This window comes from Bergeyella zoohelcum ATCC 43767 (assembly GCF_000301075.1).
GTDB lineage: Bacteria > Bacteroidota > Bacteroidia > Flavobacteriales > Weeksellaceae > Bergeyella > Bergeyella zoohelcum.
In genome coordinates, this window is sequence record NZ_JH932293.1 from 1437517 (window position 1) to 1454878 (window position 17362).

Here is a 17362-nt window from a genome sequence, read left to right on the forward strand (position 1 = left end):
ATGTTAATATCTGAACGCAATTCTTCCGATGGCGTTATAGAAGCGAGATTTATCCGTGCTGCCCTCCAGCGGTATGGTGAAGATGTAATGGATTCTAGTAAAAAAGCTAGAAGCAAAGCCCGAACTATAGATACAAATAGAACGGGCAAAAAACGAAAATATAAAACAGGATTTAGCTCTTCAGAGTGGGATAGTGCTTCTACCATTAAAGTAGATAAAAATAAGATGACATATACCATCCCTAAACCCATGCGTTTTGTGGATATGAAGAAACAAAAGCAAAAAAAGAAACGCAATCATCCAGTACATAATAAGCCTACTTCTGGACATAAACGCTATTTAATTCGTACACTTTCTTTTGGATTTACAGAAGAAATAAAAGAAAAATTCAGACAATTGGAATATGATGTAAATAATTGATGAACAAAATGATAAGATATTTGAAATCCTTAAAAATTTTGCATTGCCTTTAGGTGATGCTTTTTTTTCAAAAAAAATATAAAAAAACTTGCATATAAGTATATAAATGTATATCTTTGTGCTGTTGAATTGATAAAGATAAAAGTTCTATGAAATGTAACGAGTTTTTCAGAGAAATCAAAAAGAAAGGTTGGCGATTTCTCAGACAAGGAAAGGGAAGTCACGAAATTTGGACAAACGGAACAATAGAAGTGAGTATCCCCAACCACGGAAGTAAGGAAATACCTTACGGATTAGAAAAAAGTTTAAGAAAACAAATGGGGCTGTAAAAAGCCCCTATTAAAACCATAATAGCAATGAAAAAAATAGAAATCATAATAGAAAGAGCATCAGACGGTACATACGGTGCTTATGCGAAAAATGTAGAGGGGATTTACGGAATGGGCGATGATGTAAGAGCAGTGAAGCAAAGCATCTTAGATGGTATAGATACCATAAAAGAAAATTTTTCAGAAGTGCCTGAAATATTGAAAGGCTCTTACGAGATAGCATATAAATTTGATACAGAAAGCCTTTTGCAGTACTACAAAGGTATATTGGGAAATCCCGCCTTTGAGAAAATCACGGGCATCAATCAAAAACAAATACATCACTATGCTACTGGGCTGAAAAAACCACGAGAAGCCCAAAGAAGAAAAATACAAGAGGGACTTCACGCTTTGGGAAGAGAACTTTTACAAATAGAACTTTAGTATCAATTCAACACTTTTACTTCAGTTCAACCGCCCCACAACTAATGTGGGGTTTCTTATTTTTTTTCAAAAATTTTCCTCAAAAAACTTGCGTAATAATAAAAAGATTATTATATTTGTAGTGTTAAAAAAATCATACAAAATGAAAGTATCAGAAGAAAAGCAGAAAAAGATAGACGAATTGGTTTTCTATCTTACCTACTACAAAGAGCTAAGTGTAAGGTCTCCAAGAATGAAAAAGACAATGGATAATGAAATAAGAGACTTAATGAAAGAAATTAAAAAAATGGATTAATAACTAAAAGCCCTCTAACAAGGGGGCTTTACAATAAAAAAAAACAAGATGATAGATAAAGTAAGAGAGCTAAAAGAACGCTTCGTAAATGCTACGAATGAGCAGGAAAAAGAAGCCATAGATAAAGAAATGCAACTACTCATGAATGAAGACAGCGAACAATGGGCAGAAGCAATGGTAGAAACTTTAAAAGAAACAAGAATACACGCCGAAAAAATAGTGATAAGGCAACAGCTAGAAAGCGTTTTGCCCATTTTACCACTATCCTATATTGCAGAAAATTATTTCGGTAAATCAAAAGCGTGGTTCTACCAAAGATTAAACGGAAATTCCGTAAATGGTAAACCTGCGTCTTTTACAGAAGAAGAGATAAAAACCCTAAATTTTGCCCTGCAAGATTTATCACAAAAATTAGGCTCTATAAGTGTTTCTTTGTAGATACTTGTATGATTTTTTAACACCACGCCCCAAACCTTGAGCCGAGTTTGGGGCTTTTTGTCTTTACAAAGTATATGGACAAAAAGAGTATATTTGTGGGAAAATTTAAAAAATATGAGAACACTATTACTTTTATTATTTATGCCATTTTTAGCGTTGGCTCAAAAATCTGATTCCTTAAATTTTTTTGCTTCCATTGATATTGATACTCCGTTGTACAAAACATTTTCACAAGATGGATGTAAATTGTCTAATAAAGTATTAGATAGCGAAGCGTATAGAGATAGTCTAAATATTTTCCAAGTGAATGATGTATATAAATGTGGGGATAAAATTGTTTTTAAAGGTTATCATACAGGGGGTGAATATTTTTCAGAATATGATGCTGAAACATTTCTTTTATATAAAGATACTGAAAAGATAGAACTGAATCAATTTATAGATAATGTAAATATCGCAAAGGAAAAAACAGACCTTAGAGAGTATTCTAAACAGAAATCCATAGTGAATCTGAAATATTTATTTTTAAAAGAATTTGAAAAGCTTGATTCTTATAAAAAGTATGGAGTAGCTATTATGAGGGCTGTGCCTACGGATAATTATTCTATGACTGGGGCAGAGTTTAAGATAATGAATGTTTCTAAAAAAACAATTAAATACATTACTTTCAATTTCTATGGGCTAAACCCTGTAAAAGACAAGGTCTTGTATAAAGCTGGTGCTTATAATGCTTCAAGAAAAGGTATAGGTCCAGTAGAACAATACGATACAGGTTCTTGGGAGTTTGATAATGTATGGCTTACAGATGTGGTAAATACGCTCAAACTTTTCTCTGTAAATATTATATATATGGACGGAACTTCTAAAGCCGTTAAAATAACAGATGATGTTTGGCTAGATGATGATATAATAGATAACATTAATTTATTGAATAGTCTATTAGATAAAGCGGAAGGGAAATAAATCTAAAAAAAATCTGCAACTTTTTGCAGATTTTTTTGTATTTACTCTTTGTCTTTACAAAATGTCAAGACAAAAACTATTTAAGCGTATATTTGTAGGAAAAAATATATTATGGATTTTGTTGCAATAGATTTTGAAACAGCGAATGAACTTCGTTCAAGCACTTGTGCTGTTGGGGTTTGCGTGGTAGAAAACTCAAAGATTGTAGAAGAAAGAGAATGGCTTATTCAGCCTTTTGAAAATCGTTATAGTAAGATAAATATCAATATTCACGGTATTACTCCAGAAATGACAGCTGACAAACCTACATTTATAGAGGTGTGGGATGAAATAAAACCTTACATTGATAACAGAACTATTATCGCTCATAATGGAGAAAATTTTGAAAGAACTGTTTTAGAACAAACTTTGAAGTTATACAATCTCTCCATTTACGACCTTTCTTTTAAAATGGTTGATACGCTTACGCTTTCTAAAAATTTATTCAAACATCTAAAAGATTATACACTTCAAGATATTTGTCAATTGGTTGCCGTTCCTTTTGAAAATTCAAAGTATCACAATGCTTTATACGATGCTAAGAAAACAGCAGAATTGGGATTGTTGTTATATGAGCATTTTACTTTGGATTCTAATTTTAATTTTACTTTAGATTATGTTCCTAAATCAAGAGCAAGAAAAGGAAGTTTATTAGGTAGTAATAAAGAAGAAATTGCTAAAAATAAGGAAGCAAGAAAAATATCATCGGAACTAAAACAAATGAAAACTGATGTGGAAGACACCTCTCATCCTTTATATCAAAAAAGAGTGGTGATAACGGGTGTATTTCAGTCGTTTCCTGTAAGAGAAGAAATGGCAAAATTACTATACAACATAGGAGCAGATATTAATACCTCTATATCTTCCAGAACCGATTTTGTAGTAATAGGCGAAAAGGCTGGTCCAAAAAAGTTGGAACAAATAGAAAAACTTGGAATAGCCACCATAGATGAACAAGAATTTTTGAAACTATTCAACTTATAATTATGGCAAAAAGAGTGAATTTCCCCAAACCATTATTTCTTAATTCTAGAGTGATAGATATTTTCAGAGAGCGTTTTTTGGTGAATGTTAGATTTAATACATTTTCTGGGATATATGTATATTGTTCTAAAAACATTAAAGAGAAATCCATACCTTACAAAGTAGGCGAATTTAATGGGATATGTGTAAGTGATTCTTGGAAAGAGGAAAAAAATGATTTTTCTATTTTCATTATCAGTGATGAAGATTATGACAATGCTTTGAATGGTAATTATTCAGAAGATGTTTTGTTCTTTATTAATAGAGTGAACAAAAGGCAAAGCCTTGCAGATGAAAAAAATAAAAAAATATCTGCAGATGTTATGATAATAAAAGAAACGGATTTTTTACAATATTATTCTGATAGAAAAAGGTTTATACAAAAATATTTTAAAGCAGAATACCAAGATAATTTGTATGAGGAGATGTTAAAAAAGCCACAAAACGAATTATTTTAAAATTTTTCTTTTTTTGTCCAAACAAAATGTCTATATTTGCACCGCAACACTTAATTATTTGCGGGGCATTCCGTTAGATTTTATCATATTATATATAAACGCATTGGCGTGGTGATTCCGTTCTATTTGTTTCGCAAGTAGTGAGTGTTGCAACTTAGGGAAAGCCACGCTTTCTTTTTTATCAAAATATATTTTTTACAAATGCAACACTCGGTAAAAAATCACACACAAGGGAATAATAGTATCTTGTCTGTAGCGGCTACTCCACGACACGGAGCCATTTCTAAAAGAAGAAGAAAGCTATTCAGCTTAAAAAAGTCATTAGTTTCTCCAGCTCAATTTATTAAGCTATACGGTGGTTCTTTCCAAATGAAGAGAGAAAACGGCGTGTATTTCTGTCGTTTCAAAAATAAAGAGCAAAATGCGTACGCTTGTGGTGCTACCTTTACTAGAGCGTACCGCAGATGCCTGCAGATATTCCACGAGAGATATTCTGAAATATCAAATATCAAACTTCAAATGTCAAACCCTAAAACCGTAGCGTAATTATAATGGAGGATTTTACTTACCCACTTGCTATATTCTTAGCAGATTTTCATGATAAGGCTAAGGAGGATAAGAAGTTTATCTACAAGATTCTGGAAGCACAAAAAGAGATACTGAAGACTGATGAAGTTTCGGAAACAGAGTTTATAAAAGAGCTTCTGGATGAGATTATAAAACTCCATCATCTTTGCGAAGCATATAAGGATGAGTTTTATAAGTTTTTACACGCATTTGCAGATCTTAACTACATATTCAGGAAAGAAAATGGATAGCATGGAAACGAGGGTTTACTATAGGAATACGGTAGATTTAGAAGATGAGAATGAAAATTTCGTAGAGGCAGAAAGTCTTTTCTACCGAGAAGGGGACACAATGATATTAGAAGATGAAGATGTGTACATTACTTTTCCATTTGATAAGAATATTTTTAGATATGTGGGGATGGCGGCTTCATCTGTAGGATTAGTTAACAAAAAAAATCACTATAAATAAGACATTTGACCAACGATTTTTCTTATTAAATAGTGATGCACGGCAACTCAAATGAGTTGCCTTTTTTTGTGTAAAATTTGAGATAATGAAAAATAAGGCAATAGCGATTATTAAAAGCACGAAAAGACCACAAGAAAAATTCAATGAATTTTTGAATATCCTTATTCTTAGCAGCGGTAATCCTAATTTGATTCGTAGTTATAACGCCAGAGGATATACAGAAGAAGGGTTGGTTTCTTTGGAATATGATATAAAGCAACATCTACAGATATCTGATTCTGAAATCAGAAATTTCAAGGAAGAAGAAGCTAAAATCAATACACAGGAAGCTGAAAATGAAGTAACAGTAGGGCGTCAGCCATTGAAAAGCCGTTTCTCTGAAATCCTCCAAGAACTCAATGACGAAGAAAAAACAGGGCTAAAACTTTCTACCAGTTATCCATTCCTAAGAGATGAGAATTGTCCAGTGGAATTTAAAATTTTGGTAAATGATGCTATCACTGCATTTACAAAGGCAAAGGAAAAGCATGAGGTACTACAAGCAGTGGGAGATAAGGAAGAAGCAGAAAATAATGAAGAAATTTATGCAATAGCAGAGGACCTTCTGAAAAATTTTGAACTCAATAGAGAGATACATGCTGAGCTAGAACATTATGCCAAGACTGGTGAAGTTCTTGGGGAGCATGAAATTTTTGGAGATCTAAGGCTTCAGAGAAAGGTAGATGCTATGAGCATGGAAGATTTAGCCAAGGCCCGTAATAATGTAAAATCAAATATTTCTAAGGCAAAAAAGAAAATAGAAGAGTCTCAAACTACAGAAGACAAAGAGAAACACGCTAAAAAACTGGCTGAATTTGAAAAAGAGCAATCTCTAATCAATGAAAGGCTTAAAGCAGAATAAGTTTTTTTCGTTAAAAGATTTTAGCGAAAAAAAAGAGCTGCCAAAACTGGGTGAATCCAAATCCCATTCTGCCTATCTCAATAGTCATTTGGAACGGATTGATAATCTTAATGATTTGGTGCGTATTCCTCAGGAGGGCGAAATATTTTTCTTGCATACAGTAAAGGCATTTAATGCCTTTACTTTTATCCCTTGGTTGGCAAAAAGGCATTTTATAGAAGAACTCTATGCTTCTACTTACAGCATCAGTAGGCGTGTGATAGAAGCCTTGCAGGAACTGCAGCAAAAAGGAAGAATAGGTGAAGTAACTCTACTTATCTCGGATTCTATGATAAAACGGAATCCCGTTACCATAGATGTACTAGAGGGCGTAGCAAAACATAATGCTAATTTTCAAGTGAAATACTTTTGGAATCATAGCAAAGTGTGCCTGATAAAAGCGGGGGATTTTCACCTTGTTTTAGAAGGTTCTGGGAACTGGAGCGAAAACGCTCAGCTGGAGCAGTATGTTCTTGCCAATTCAGAAGCCATATTTAACTTCAGAAAAACGATATTTGAATGATAGAAATCTTAAAAATGTTCGCACTGGTATTGCTCCAAAATGCCAGCTTTACAATGGTAAGCCGTGCGAGAAATAGCAATAGCTTAGGGTATAATGCCATTGCCAGTGTTATCAGCAATGGCATTTGGCTATTGGTTATTCGCGAAATAGTTCAGAATTTTGACCGACCTATTATGATGATAGCCTATCTCATAGGCTCTGTATTAGGTTCTGTATCCATGCAATATATTTCAATGAATTTTTTTGAACGGTGAGCCACCGTAGGCAATTATTTTATCACTTTTTTTTAAAAAAATATGATAGCCACACTTCGTCTTGCCGATGAACAGCTGGAACAAATAGAGCAATTGGCTGGTGCAGGATATGCTCCTTGGCAAATAGCCATGTATCTAGATGTACCCAAAAAGGAATTTATGAAAGATTGGAACAATAAAGATTCCCTTATTCGTTATCATTATGACAGAGGTATTTTGCTGGTAGATGCACAGGCTGGGATGAAATTGGCAGAAAATGCAATGGCGGGGAATATTACGGCTCATCAGCAATTGGAGAAAGTAAGAAGGGGGCAAAAATTAGATGCATTGAAAAAAAGGATTTTATATGGCGAAGAAGAGATTGATTGACTATGAACTTAGTGATTTGTACGAATGGATAGAAGAAGGGCAGCCCTCAGCGGTTCCTGAAGCATTTGCCTCGTATGTCAGTCTGCTGGATAAAATCCGTGGTATGATGCTTCGGCACGACATTTATGGAAGTAAAGAAGCTATTATAAAACATCTTATTGCCTTTGAACCAGAACTGAAAGGTAATAGATTAAAGGCTACACAATTCTATAATGAAGCCATAGAGTACTTCTATTCAGATAATCAAATTTCCAAAGTAGCTTGGAGAAATCTCTATGCCGATGAACTAGATAAGGCATATAACCTAGCGATAGCTTTGGCCGAAAATACTGGAGATATAGAAAAGGCTTCCAAAATAAAAGAAAGAGCCGCCAAGATGCGAGGCTTGGACAAGGATGATCCTGTACAGCTTCCAGATGAAGCACTTCAAAAGCCATTTAAAATATACACCATGGAAATGGATAAGCATTTCGAACTGCCTAATGAAGATAGAAAAGCCATAGAACTATGGATAGACGAAAATACACCAGAACTTACAGAGAAACACAGGGAAAGGCTGAAACAAGAATCTTTGATTTTACCAGTTAAACTTTTTCAGGATGAAGAAGAAAATCCACGCAAGGACTGATTTTAAAGATGTAGAAGTGCGTTTTGCTACTTGGCTCAAGATGGTTACAGACCTGATGCAAGTTAAGAATCAATATCTTATTCTTGGGCGTGGTACGGGAAAAACGACCGACTATCTGGCTGAACGCTCCATGGACATCTGCTATGAGATGCCAGGATGCTACATTGCCATTGTGGGAGATACTTATACTAATTTGCTGAAGAATGTAGTACCTTCCCTTATTGAGGGTTGGAATAGAAAAGGTTGGGTGGAAGGAATTCATTATGTGGTGGATGAACCACCTCCTGCTCATTTTAAAAAACCGTACAAAGCCCCACAAACTTATAAGCATACTATTTCTACATTTACGGGGAATTTCTTCAATTACATTTCCATGGATACGCCCAGCTCTGGAGCGGGAAACTCTTATCAGCATTTGATAGGAGATGAAACGAAGTATTTGGAAAAAAAGAGGATAGATAGACTTTTCCCCGCCTTGCGTGGAGATTCTACTATTTTTGGGCATTCTCCATATTATTTGGGAGTTACATTTACTACTGACTATCCTAATGTGATTATGCCAGGGGAGTATGACTGGATTTTGGATAGGGAAAAGGAGATGAATGTGCAGCAGATGAAATATCTGCTACAGATTTCTTTGGAACTGAATGAAGCCAAAGCTGATGCGTTGAGATATGCACGGAAGAGAAACAAAGGATTGCTAAACAAGGCTAAAAGGAAAATAGCCAAGTTGTTGGAGCTTCATACGCGGTTAAGAAAGGATTCTACATTTTTTTACATCGCTTCATCGTTTGTTAATGTGGATGTGCTAAGGCTGGATTATTTTAAAACAGCCTTAGCATCACTAGGAGAAATAGAGTTTAACACTTCTATATTATCATTTAAGCCACAGGTGGAATCTGGAGACAAATTCTATGTATCCTTTGAAAATAGGCATATATATGATGATGGTATTGACTTCCATTATTATCAGCGGTTCAGTACTGGAGACGATGCGGAACTAAACGCTGATGGTTTAAAGTACTGTAATCCGAATATACCATTGGAAATAGGGGTGGATTTCGGTTCACAATGTTCCATGGTAGTGGCTCAATCAAATAAATCTCTGATTAGAATACTCAAGAACTTCTACACTTTAGCTCCTGAATCATCGGAGCAACTTTGCTCTAAATTCTTGGAATTCTTTAAAAATCATAAGAAGAAAGTTATCGATTTATATTTTGACCGCTCAGGAAATCAATATCAGAACCTAGGAAGGGATTGGGCATCGGAGATTAAGAAATTTTTAGAATTCGATGCCAATGGAGTTAAGACAGGGTGGTCTGTTGTTCTCAAAAGTAGAAATCAAGGAAATATAGAGCAACAAACAGAGTTTCAAATGGCAAAAGCGATGATGAACGGAACCTATAAAGGATTGCCTGAAATCCTCATTGATAAATATCAGTGCCGTGAACTTATTTCGTCTATGAATGTGGCCAAACAGATCGTGAAGCCCAACAAAAAGGGAGTAAAACAGTTGTTCAAAGATAAAAGTTCAGAGAAATTGCCACTAAAGAAACTGCCTATGTACTCTACAAATATGTCCGATGCTATGAAGTACTTGATATGCCGTAAAGAATGGCTGCAAATTCTGGGAGATCAAAAGAAAATTCAAGACTGGGGAACTCCTGAAGTTCTAGGGGATTGATAAATTTTAACAAAATTTTAACACTTGAAAATTTGGAAATAAGGCGTAAACGCCTTATATTTGCAGTATAAATAATTCAATAACTATTTAAAACTCCGGAGCAGGAGGATAAAGTCAGCGAACGCAAAATGAAAACTTTTTTAATTCAGTCGCCTTGTTACAGAGCTAACGGACATTATGGTTCTTATTATTCAATTGCCTTTACAGATAATGAAGGCAATGTAATTAAAGGATACGGAGACCACATTTCCGAATTATCTTACGGAGTAAAAAATGTATATGAAGCAGAAGGCACTTCTTTCTCAGATTCGGATAGATTTATAACCATAGAAGAAGTAGAAGTAGATGAAGCAGAATTTGAAACGTTTCTTGAAAAAAGACGAGAATACAACAGATTATGTGAAGAAGTAAACAGAAAAAGAGATAAGCGTTTCGGCACTAACACATACAAGTATGTATATGGGCAAAAAAAAGGGCAAAAAGAAAGAGAGCAAGAGTTAAGAGATTGGGAATTAGAGAATAGAGTCCCTTATGTCGATTACTACGATTTTCTAAAAAGCGTTAAAAATGGCAACTTGGGATAAAATATTCATAAACTCCCAAAATATTATTTCAGAGACTGACCGGGCATTTCTAATAAAAATGCCCAATAGGTCTCAATATAAGGGATATGCATTTTGGCATCCGAAGAAATTAGTTCGGTTACAAGGAGGAAAGGGCTATCATATAACTTTTTCGTTTACAGAAGATTTTGAATTTCGGGTAATTCTTTACGGGCAAGGAAGATTTAATAGTAAAACCATTATTCGGCAAGAGTACCTAACTCCGAATGAAATGCGAGAAGCCTTCGGGGTAGTAGATAAAGAGGTAAACCGAGCTGTTGAGCAAGAGACCTTGAAAATTATAGAAAAAGAAACGGTAGAAGTGGAAATAACCCACCACGAACCCGAGAGGGTAGAGACTATTTCAGATAACAGCATAAAAGATTTAAAGAAATGAGGCTCTTACCCCAACAAGAAAAAGCCCTTGCCCACCGCTCTGACTGGAAGGTGGGGGCTTTATTTATGAAAATGGGTACAGGCAAAACCCGTGTTACCGTTGAGTTGGTCAATCAAGTAGAAGATTTAGATTTAGTAGTATATGTCGCTCCCCTGCGGATAATTCAACCGAAAGAACCAAATATTCCGAAGATTTCCGATGAAGTACAGAAATGGGGCGGCTTCAAAGCCAAAGAAGTGATTTACATCGGCGTAGAAACTATTGGGCAGTCGGATAGGCAATTTTTGCAGCTGTTCAAAAAAATATCTACCACTTGGAAGACTTTCCTTGTCGTGGACGAGAGTATCAAAATTAAGAACATCGGTGCCAAAAGAACCCAACGGTTGCTGCAACTATCGGAAATGGTAGAGTTCAAATTGATTTTGAACGGTGAACCCGTAACCCGTGATTTATTGGATTTGTACCCGCAGATGAATTTCCTTGACCCTCGCATTTTGCGAATGAGTTTACCAGAATTTAAAAATACTTTTTGCAGATACACCACTGTCACCAAGCGTTTCGGTGGGTATAAGGAGTATTCCAAAGAGTTCATTACAGGATACGAAAACATTGATTATCTGTACTCACTCATTGGGCAATATGTATTTGAGTCCGATTTGGATTTACAAATTCAGCAGATTTACGAAGATGTTAGCTACTCCATTAGTGATGAAGATAAGCAGGAGTATTACCGATTGAAAACGGAATATTTAGACGATGAAAAGCTGATGATGATGAATAATAATATTTTCTTGGAACTTACGCAGAAAATGCAACACGGCTACTGCTGTTCCGAAGAGAAATTTGAAGCGGTCAAAGAGTGGTTCGGGAAATATCCCGAAGAAAAAAGCATAATTTTCGTGAAATATATCCGCTCAATGGAAGAATGCAAACGGAGATTTCCGAAAGCTACCGTACTGAATTACAAGACGGGAAGCTACGGACTGAATCTACAGCATCTACCATACACGGTGTATTTTGACAAGACTTGGGATTATGGCGATGTTGCCCAATCCAAACACAGGAATTATCGTGTTGGGCAAGAGCAAGACTGCAGATATTTGAGCCTTACTGGAGATGTCGGGCTTGAAACCTTGATTTCTGAAAATAATAAGAAGAAAATTGGAGTTTCGGAATATCTGAAGAAAATTAGTAGAGAACAATTAAGAAAAGTGTTATGAAAAAATATTTGGTTTCCAATAGTATTCCCGAAAGAATGCATTTTATAAAAAAAGTAAAACCATTCGGGAAGCGATTTGCGGTTTACAACAAAATACCGTTAAGGGGTTTGGAAAGTTATTTTGATAAATTCATAAAGCTGGATGAACTTTATGACGATCAAACCTTTTTAAAACTTTTAGGGCAAGTGGATAGCAAAACGACTTTATTTTTGATTGATTTAGGGTTAGATTATTGCTCATTCCAAGCGAATTACATCAAGCCTTACACGAAGTTGCATCCGCTTTCGCAACAAGCGAAAGAAACTTTTATCATTGACGGGTTTGCATTCTACAACACGGAAAAAGCAATTTATCGCCCATTTTTGTACATCGACCCAAATATCATAGGAAGCTCAGTACAAGAATTTTATAACACGGGTGCATATAAAGATTTTGATGGGAATCAAGTCGAAAACTATTATAAAAAAATTGCTCCGTATATGCAGATTTCTACCCAACCGCTGGAATTGGAGGTTGTGAAATATTCGCCTACAAAAAAAGAAAAGGCAGAATATGAAAAACTGAAAAAACAGATTATTATGGTGGATAAATTCAGCAAACCGAAAGTAATCCGGATGCTTATCGATTACATTGAAAATACCGAGAGCAAAAAGAAAGCGATTAAAAAAGAAATTGATGCGGACGCCATTCAAATCATTCGCAACGATGCGAATGGCAGGAAAAATTTATACAAAGAAATTCTGTTGAAAAATCCTAAAAAAGTAATTTTTTACAGTTCTGAATATTACGGAGCTGACGAGATAGAATTGTCTTTGACCTTTGGAGCTTTGGAACGACATAACAAACTTATAGCGTTACTCAATGGCTAAAAAAATATACAATAGAGATAAAAATGTGTATCAAGCTGCCTTGGAGCGGATGGAATATATTTTTGATAACTACAAAAATGTAGTGGTTTCGTTGTCGGGCGGGAAAGACAGCACGATTTGTACTTACTTGGCTCACGAAGTAGCTCAAAAAAAAGGAAGAAAATTTTATTTGTTCTATCTTGACCAAGAAATTGAATACAGCAGTACTATTGATTTCATTGATAAAATGATGAAATTGCCTACAGTTATTCCGCTGTGGTTTCAAATTCCGTGTATGCTTACGAACACCAGTTCGATGAGTCAAAACGAAATAGACCCTTGGAATCCCGAAAAAAAATCGGTTTGGATTCGTGGACAAAAAATAAAGGCAACCAAAGAAATTACTTGGGATGTTTCCGATGTGCCGTATCAATTTCCTGAAAAGAAAATGTACGGATTTTACGGATTAGTACAATGTATGGAGGCTTTGTTCCGTAATGCAGAATCAACAGCACAAATTATTGGGTTACGAGCCGATGAAAGCCTTGACCGATTCAGAGCTGTAACAAAGAATCCCGGCGTAAAAGGCATACCTTGGTCAACCAAAGGAAATCATCACATCAAATTTTATCCGATATACGATTGGAACTTCCGAGACATTTGGATTTACTTGGCAAAGAATAATTTGGACTACAACAAGATGTACGATTACTTTTGGCTCAAAGGTTATTCGCCTAATAAAATGCGATTATCCAATCTATTGCATGAAAAAGCCTACGAGTGCATTGCCGATCTGCAGGAGTTTGAACCGAAACTATTTGACCGAATGATTGACAGATGTCAGGGAGTTTCCACAGCACAGGAATACGCAGGGCGTGGTGGCGGAATTTACAAAGCTGAGAAATTGCCCAAAAACTTTGCTACTTGGATCGAATATCGGGATTATCTACTGGACACACTGCCTAATCAGGAACACGCCGATATTTTTCGAAAACGATACTCCAAGCAATATCAGAATGATTATGTTGTGAAGCAACAGGTAAATAGGATACTTATTTACGACATTCACAACTTCAAGAAAATAAACAATTTTGAATTTGACCCAGCAGAAAAAATACGAGAAAAATGGATGCAAATTTTATAAAAATAAATACTAAAGAAGATTTCCTAAAATGGAAGTCCAACCAATGTATATATGAAGAAAATGGGATAAAATTCCCTGTTTTGAACGCCGTTTTGGTTCATAAATCAATGATTTTACCCAACGATTACAACCCTAATCACGTAGCAAAGGATAAAATGGAGTTACTGAAAACCTCCATCGTTGAAAATGGTTTTGCTTTCGGGATTGTCGCTATTTTTGACAATGAAATCGACAAATTTGTTATTATTGACGGGTATCACCGTGATGTTATCACAGGGAAAAAGTGGCTTGATCTTACTTACAAGCCATTAGTTATTCTTGACCATTCTATGGAAAAAAGATTAGCAGCAACGGTACAATTCAACAAAGCTCGGGGCGTTCACAAAATCGACTTGAATGCTGAACTGGTTAAGCGAATGATAGAACTCGGTATGGAGGATTACGACATTTGTAAACAGTTAGGCATAGATGCTGACGAGTTTTTACGACTAAAACGAAACGTAAAAATCGCAGAAATATATAAGGATTTAGAATTTTCAAATTCTTGGGAAGTAGGTAATTAAATTAGAAAAAATGGAAATAAAATTATGTTATCTATTTTCAAAAAAAAACAAGACATAGTACCTCTATTAGAGGTACTTATCTCAGATATAAAGAATAAAAAAATATTGACTTTGAAAAACAAACCTTATAAAGATAATTCCTTTCACTCGGGGCGTACTGCTTTGGTAAATCTCAAAGAATTTTTATCTGACGCCCCTTTGTATATCAATGATTTTACCACTGATTTCTTAAAAGGATTTGGTATGTTTATGAATGAAAAAGGATTGTCAATGAATAGCGTTACCAACAATGTAAAGTCTCTTATTACGCTAGTAGATAGATTGATAATAGAGCGTAGAATTACTGTAGGCAAAGATTTCAAAGTGCCTACTATCAATATGCCTAAGGAAATTACAACGGCAGTTTTCACAACAGAAGCTGAGATAGATTTACTTGCTAATATGGATCTCAGCCTTACTGAAAAATTATGTAGAGTGCGGGATGTGTATATCATTCAGGCTTACACAGGATTGCGTTTTTCTGATATGATAAAAGTAATACAATCACCACAATCCTATTATAAAGAGCAAGATGGAACAGCTTATTTTTGTTTAAAATCAACAAAAACAGAGCAAGATTTATTTATTCCGTTAAAAAAAATAGTTGTAGATATTCTTGTTCGGAGAAATTTTAAATTTGGAAAACCTTTCACATTACATCATTATAATAAAAGACTAAAAGAATTATTTAAGTCTGTAGGAATAAATGAAACCATAGTAAAATATATTACCATAGGAGGCGAACGAAAAGAAATTCATTTGGAAAAATGGAAAATGATTTCCAGCCATACGGCAAGAAGAAGTTTTGCAACAAATGCCTATTTAAAAGGGGTACCTACATCTTTTGTTAGAAAAATCACAGGCCATACCACAGAAGAAAGTTTGCTCCGATACATAAGAGCAAATAATCATGAAATTGCGTTAAAATCGAAAGAATATGATTTTTTTAAGTAATTTTGCCGGAAATAATATCGTAATGGCAACAGAAGAAATTATAAAGAAGCGACAAAAAGTCGCCGAAATTATTAGAAATAAAAGAAAAAGCATGGGATTAACACAAGAAGAACTTGCCGAAAAGGTGGGCTTCAATACGAGTACTATATTAAGGATAGAAACTTGTAAATTTTCACCCAATGCAGACCAATTGTATCTAATCGCCAAAGTATTGGACATAGAAATCTCCTTTGATGGAGAAAAGATATAAATGAATTCCTCTGCTCGGCTGAGACGCCTAAGCGGCGAAGCCGAAATTTTTTTTGAGCATAAAAAAAGCCGTAAAAAAAATACGGCTTTAAATTTGTCCATTGTCTGCAAAACTATAATAATCATCAAGCGTCAAAATGATATGGTCTAATAATTTAATATTCATAAGTTCGCCAATGTCTTTAATCTTTTTAGTTAGCAAAATATCTTCCCTGCTTGGTTCTAATTTTCCCGATGGATGGTTGTGGCAAACTATAATTGCGGTTGCCAAACATTGAAAAGCGGGTGCAAAAATCAATCTGACATCGACTACCGTGGAAGTGATTCCCCCTTGTGAAATTTTACGCCATCCAATGATTTCATTAGAATTATTAAGATAGAGAGCATAAAAAGACTCGTAAATTTCCAAATCTTCATAAATATTTCGAAATGCTTTAATTGCATCTTCATCATTTGTTATGCCGTATTTAAATGAGGATTCAGTTGTTTTATCTAGGTGGATTTTAATTTCCTGTAAATAAGTCATTTGGGTGTATTTTTAAAATTGATAATCTGCAAAATCTGAATGTTCATTGAAATAATTGAGAAATAAATCTATAATTCTCAGAGGAAGTTGTTCCTCTCTTATCCTTTCATTTTTTGCTATTTTCTTAAAATAGTGATAATCTACCCAATTGAAATATTTGGAAAATCCTAATTTTTTAAGCTCTTGAAAAACAATGTCAGAAGTTTTTTGTAGTTTTGTTGCTGTAGAATTCATTTTGTTTACTTTACTTATTTAACGAATGGATTTTTAACCCTCCCACTCTGCCAAGTGAGAGGGTTCGTTTTTATATTTGGAAAGTCGATATTTTTATTTCGCTTTCTCTTATCATTTCATCCAACTTATCAGAACAAATATCAAGCAGTTCACTAATGATAGTCCCGTTGGTTATCTCAAAACTTTCGTTATTATCGTTCATAATCATTAATTTTTCCTTAAACCCATCTCTAGAAACCATAAAGGCAGTAAGAGTGTCCCTTTTTTCTTTCAAAAATTTGTGCTTATCAGCCATTTTTTGAAACACTTCAAGGTTTTTAATTCTTTGTTCTGCGTTCCCTGAGTTTAAAATAGCGTTTAATTCTATTTTTTTGGTTTCAAACTCTTGTTTTGTGCTTTTTGCCGTTACATTTGTTTTTGTTGTTTTAGCGTTTTCTGTGGCAGTTGCTACTGTCTTCACAACTTTGCCATTTTGTCCTATAGTACTCATTTTGATTACTTTACTAATGTAAAGATACGAAAAAATAAAATGATATACAAATATATACCTGTTAAATAATACTTTTTTATACATTTTAGAAAAATTCTAAACAAGTCTTTTTTACTATATCATTTTTTATTTTTTTCAGATAAAAAAATAAATTTAAAAATTAAGATACTGAAAATCAACAATCAAACCTATCGTGTAAATTTATACGATAGGTTTGATTGCGTTCCCCTCCGACGCCGCTCCCTGACCTTATTGCCGTTGCCTTGTTT

The 17362-nt window shown here is 34.6% G+C and carries 28 protein-coding genes; 25 read left to right on the plus strand and 3 right to left on the minus strand.

Annotated features, from left to right (window positions below; translation table 11 throughout):
* The 25 genes from HMPREF9699_RS06595 (at position 1) to HMPREF9699_RS06710 (ending at position 15844) form a co-directional block, all read left to right on the plus strand.
* Positions 1 to 420: a hypothetical protein gene (locus HMPREF9699_RS06595; protein WP_002663456.1), complete on the plus strand. Its 420-nt coding sequence runs from the start codon at positions 1 to 3 to the stop codon at positions 418 to 420.
* Between the two features lie 149 nt (positions 421 to 569).
* Positions 570 to 749 carry a type II toxin-antitoxin system HicA family toxin gene (locus HMPREF9699_RS06600; RefSeq protein WP_002663457.1) on the plus strand — a complete coding sequence of 60 codons (180 nt, stop codon included), beginning with the start codon at positions 570 to 572 and terminating at the stop codon, positions 747 to 749.
* Positions 750 to 776: 27 nt separating this feature from the next.
* On the plus strand, positions 777 to 1172 hold the full coding sequence (locus HMPREF9699_RS06605; protein ID WP_002663458.1) for a hypothetical protein: 396 nt from the start codon (positions 777 to 779) through the stop codon (positions 1170 to 1172).
* Positions 1173 to 1314: 142 nt separating this feature from the next.
* Complete coding sequence (locus HMPREF9699_RS11215) at positions 1315 to 1467, plus strand: hypothetical protein (RefSeq protein ID WP_002663459.1); 153 nt, start codon at positions 1315 to 1317, stop codon at positions 1465 to 1467.
* A 48-nt stretch (positions 1468 to 1515) separates the two neighbouring features.
* Positions 1516 to 1905, plus strand: a complete 390-nt coding sequence (locus tag HMPREF9699_RS06610) for a DUF5053 domain-containing protein (protein ID WP_002663460.1) — start codon at positions 1516 to 1518, stop codon at positions 1903 to 1905.
* A 114-nt stretch (positions 1906 to 2019) separates the two neighbouring features.
* Complete coding sequence (locus tag HMPREF9699_RS06615) at positions 2020 to 2868, plus strand: hypothetical protein (RefSeq protein WP_002663461.1); 849 nt, start codon at positions 2020 to 2022, stop codon at positions 2866 to 2868.
* 111 nt (positions 2869 to 2979) lie between these two features.
* Positions 2980 to 3891, plus strand: coding sequence for an exonuclease domain-containing protein (locus HMPREF9699_RS06620; RefSeq protein WP_002663462.1), 912 nt, complete (start codon positions 2980 to 2982; stop codon positions 3889 to 3891).
* Positions 3892 to 3893: 2 nt separating this feature from the next.
* Positions 3894 to 4388 (plus strand): hypothetical protein, encoded by a 495-nt coding sequence (locus HMPREF9699_RS06625; RefSeq protein ID WP_002663464.1) that lies wholly within the window; start codon positions 3894 to 3896, stop codon positions 4386 to 4388.
* A 201-nt stretch (positions 4389 to 4589) separates the two neighbouring features.
* Entirely contained in the window at positions 4590 to 4934 is a 345-nt protein-coding gene (locus tag HMPREF9699_RS06630; RefSeq protein ID WP_002663466.1) for a hypothetical protein, read from the plus strand.
* A 5-nt stretch (positions 4935 to 4939) separates the two neighbouring features.
* Complete coding sequence (locus HMPREF9699_RS06635) at positions 4940 to 5206, plus strand: hypothetical protein (RefSeq protein WP_002663469.1); 267 nt, start codon at positions 4940 to 4942, stop codon at positions 5204 to 5206.
* Position 5207: 1 nt separating this feature from the next.
* Entirely contained in the window at positions 5208 to 5426 is a 219-nt protein-coding gene (locus HMPREF9699_RS06640; RefSeq protein WP_147292182.1) for a hypothetical protein, read from the plus strand.
* Between the two features lie 85 nt (positions 5427 to 5511).
* On the plus strand, positions 5512 to 6327 hold the full coding sequence (locus HMPREF9699_RS06645; protein WP_002663477.1) for a hypothetical protein: 816 nt from the start codon (positions 5512 to 5514) through the stop codon (positions 6325 to 6327).
* On the plus strand, positions 6305 to 6889 hold the full coding sequence (locus HMPREF9699_RS06650) for a hypothetical protein (RefSeq protein ID WP_002663479.1): 585 nt from the start codon (positions 6305 to 6307) through the stop codon (positions 6887 to 6889). The genes HMPREF9699_RS06645 and HMPREF9699_RS06650 overlap by 23 nt, the downstream gene beginning before the upstream one ends.
* Positions 6886 to 7143 (plus strand): hypothetical protein, encoded by a 258-nt coding sequence (locus HMPREF9699_RS06655; RefSeq protein WP_002663480.1) that lies wholly within the window; start codon positions 6886 to 6888, stop codon positions 7141 to 7143. Before HMPREF9699_RS06650 ends, HMPREF9699_RS06655 begins: the two co-directional genes overlap by 4 nt.
* 42 nt (positions 7144 to 7185) lie before the next feature.
* Positions 7186 to 7512, plus strand: a complete 327-nt coding sequence (locus HMPREF9699_RS06660) for a hypothetical protein (RefSeq protein WP_002663482.1) — start codon at positions 7186 to 7188, stop codon at positions 7510 to 7512.
* Positions 7490 to 8140 carry a hypothetical protein gene (locus HMPREF9699_RS06665; RefSeq protein WP_002663484.1) on the plus strand — a complete coding sequence of 217 codons (651 nt, stop codon included), beginning with the start codon at positions 7490 to 7492 and terminating at the stop codon, positions 8138 to 8140. Before HMPREF9699_RS06660 ends, HMPREF9699_RS06665 begins: the two co-directional genes overlap by 23 nt.
* The gene (locus tag HMPREF9699_RS06670; RefSeq protein ID WP_002663486.1) at positions 8112 to 9827 is read left to right on the plus strand and encodes a hypothetical protein; all 1716 of its coding nucleotides are present in this window, start codon (positions 8112 to 8114) and stop codon (positions 9825 to 9827) included. Before HMPREF9699_RS06665 ends, HMPREF9699_RS06670 begins: the two co-directional genes overlap by 29 nt.
* A 128-nt stretch (positions 9828 to 9955) precedes the next feature.
* The gene (locus HMPREF9699_RS06675) at positions 9956 to 10411 is read left to right on the plus strand and encodes a hypothetical protein (RefSeq protein ID WP_002663488.1); all 456 of its coding nucleotides are present in this window, start codon (positions 9956 to 9958) and stop codon (positions 10409 to 10411) included.
* A 58-nt stretch (positions 10412 to 10469) separates the two neighbouring features.
* Positions 10470 to 10826 carry a hypothetical protein gene (locus HMPREF9699_RS10825; protein WP_147292181.1) on the plus strand — a complete coding sequence of 119 codons (357 nt, stop codon included), beginning with the start codon at positions 10470 to 10472 and terminating at the stop codon, positions 10824 to 10826.
* On the plus strand, positions 10823 to 12046 hold the full coding sequence (locus tag HMPREF9699_RS06685) for a DEAD/DEAH box helicase (protein ID WP_002663491.1): 1224 nt from the start codon (positions 10823 to 10825) through the stop codon (positions 12044 to 12046). The genes HMPREF9699_RS10825 and HMPREF9699_RS06685 overlap by 4 nt, the downstream gene beginning before the upstream one ends.
* On the plus strand, positions 12043 to 12915 hold the full coding sequence (locus HMPREF9699_RS06690; RefSeq protein WP_002663492.1) for a hypothetical protein: 873 nt from the start codon (positions 12043 to 12045) through the stop codon (positions 12913 to 12915). Before HMPREF9699_RS06685 ends, HMPREF9699_RS06690 begins: the two co-directional genes overlap by 4 nt.
* Positions 12908 to 14038: a phosphoadenosine phosphosulfate reductase domain-containing protein gene (locus HMPREF9699_RS06695; RefSeq protein WP_002663494.1), complete on the plus strand. Its 1131-nt coding sequence runs from the start codon at positions 12908 to 12910 to the stop codon at positions 14036 to 14038. Before HMPREF9699_RS06690 ends, HMPREF9699_RS06695 begins: the two co-directional genes overlap by 8 nt.
* Positions 14020 to 14601 (plus strand): IbrB-like domain-containing protein, encoded by a 582-nt coding sequence (locus tag HMPREF9699_RS06700; protein ID WP_002663496.1) that lies wholly within the window; start codon positions 14020 to 14022, stop codon positions 14599 to 14601. Before HMPREF9699_RS06695 ends, HMPREF9699_RS06700 begins: the two co-directional genes overlap by 19 nt.
* 24 nt (positions 14602 to 14625) lie before the next feature.
* Positions 14626 to 15594 (plus strand): phage integrase SAM-like domain-containing protein, encoded by a 969-nt coding sequence (locus HMPREF9699_RS06705; protein ID WP_002663498.1) that lies wholly within the window; start codon positions 14626 to 14628, stop codon positions 15592 to 15594.
* Positions 15578 to 15844 (plus strand): helix-turn-helix domain-containing protein, encoded by a 267-nt coding sequence (locus tag HMPREF9699_RS06710; protein ID WP_002663501.1) that lies wholly within the window; start codon positions 15578 to 15580, stop codon positions 15842 to 15844. Before HMPREF9699_RS06705 ends, HMPREF9699_RS06710 begins: the two co-directional genes overlap by 17 nt.
* Before the next feature lie 87 nt (positions 15845 to 15931).
* On the opposite strand, the gene HMPREF9699_RS06715 is transcribed toward HMPREF9699_RS06710, so the two are convergent.
* The 3 genes from HMPREF9699_RS06715 to HMPREF9699_RS06725 form a co-directional block, all read right to left on the minus strand.
* Complete coding sequence (locus HMPREF9699_RS06715) at positions 15932 to 16369, minus strand: JAB domain-containing protein (protein WP_002663503.1); 438 nt, start codon at positions 16367 to 16369, stop codon at positions 15932 to 15934.
* A 12-nt stretch (positions 16370 to 16381) separates the two neighbouring features.
* Positions 16382 to 16603, minus strand: coding sequence for a hypothetical protein (locus HMPREF9699_RS06720; protein WP_002663505.1), 222 nt, complete (start codon positions 16601 to 16603; stop codon positions 16382 to 16384).
* 70 nt (positions 16604 to 16673) lie between these two features.
* Complete coding sequence (locus HMPREF9699_RS06725) at positions 16674 to 17093, minus strand: hypothetical protein (protein WP_002663507.1); 420 nt, start codon at positions 17091 to 17093, stop codon at positions 16674 to 16676.
* Between the last annotated feature and the right edge of the window lie 269 nt (positions 17094 to 17362).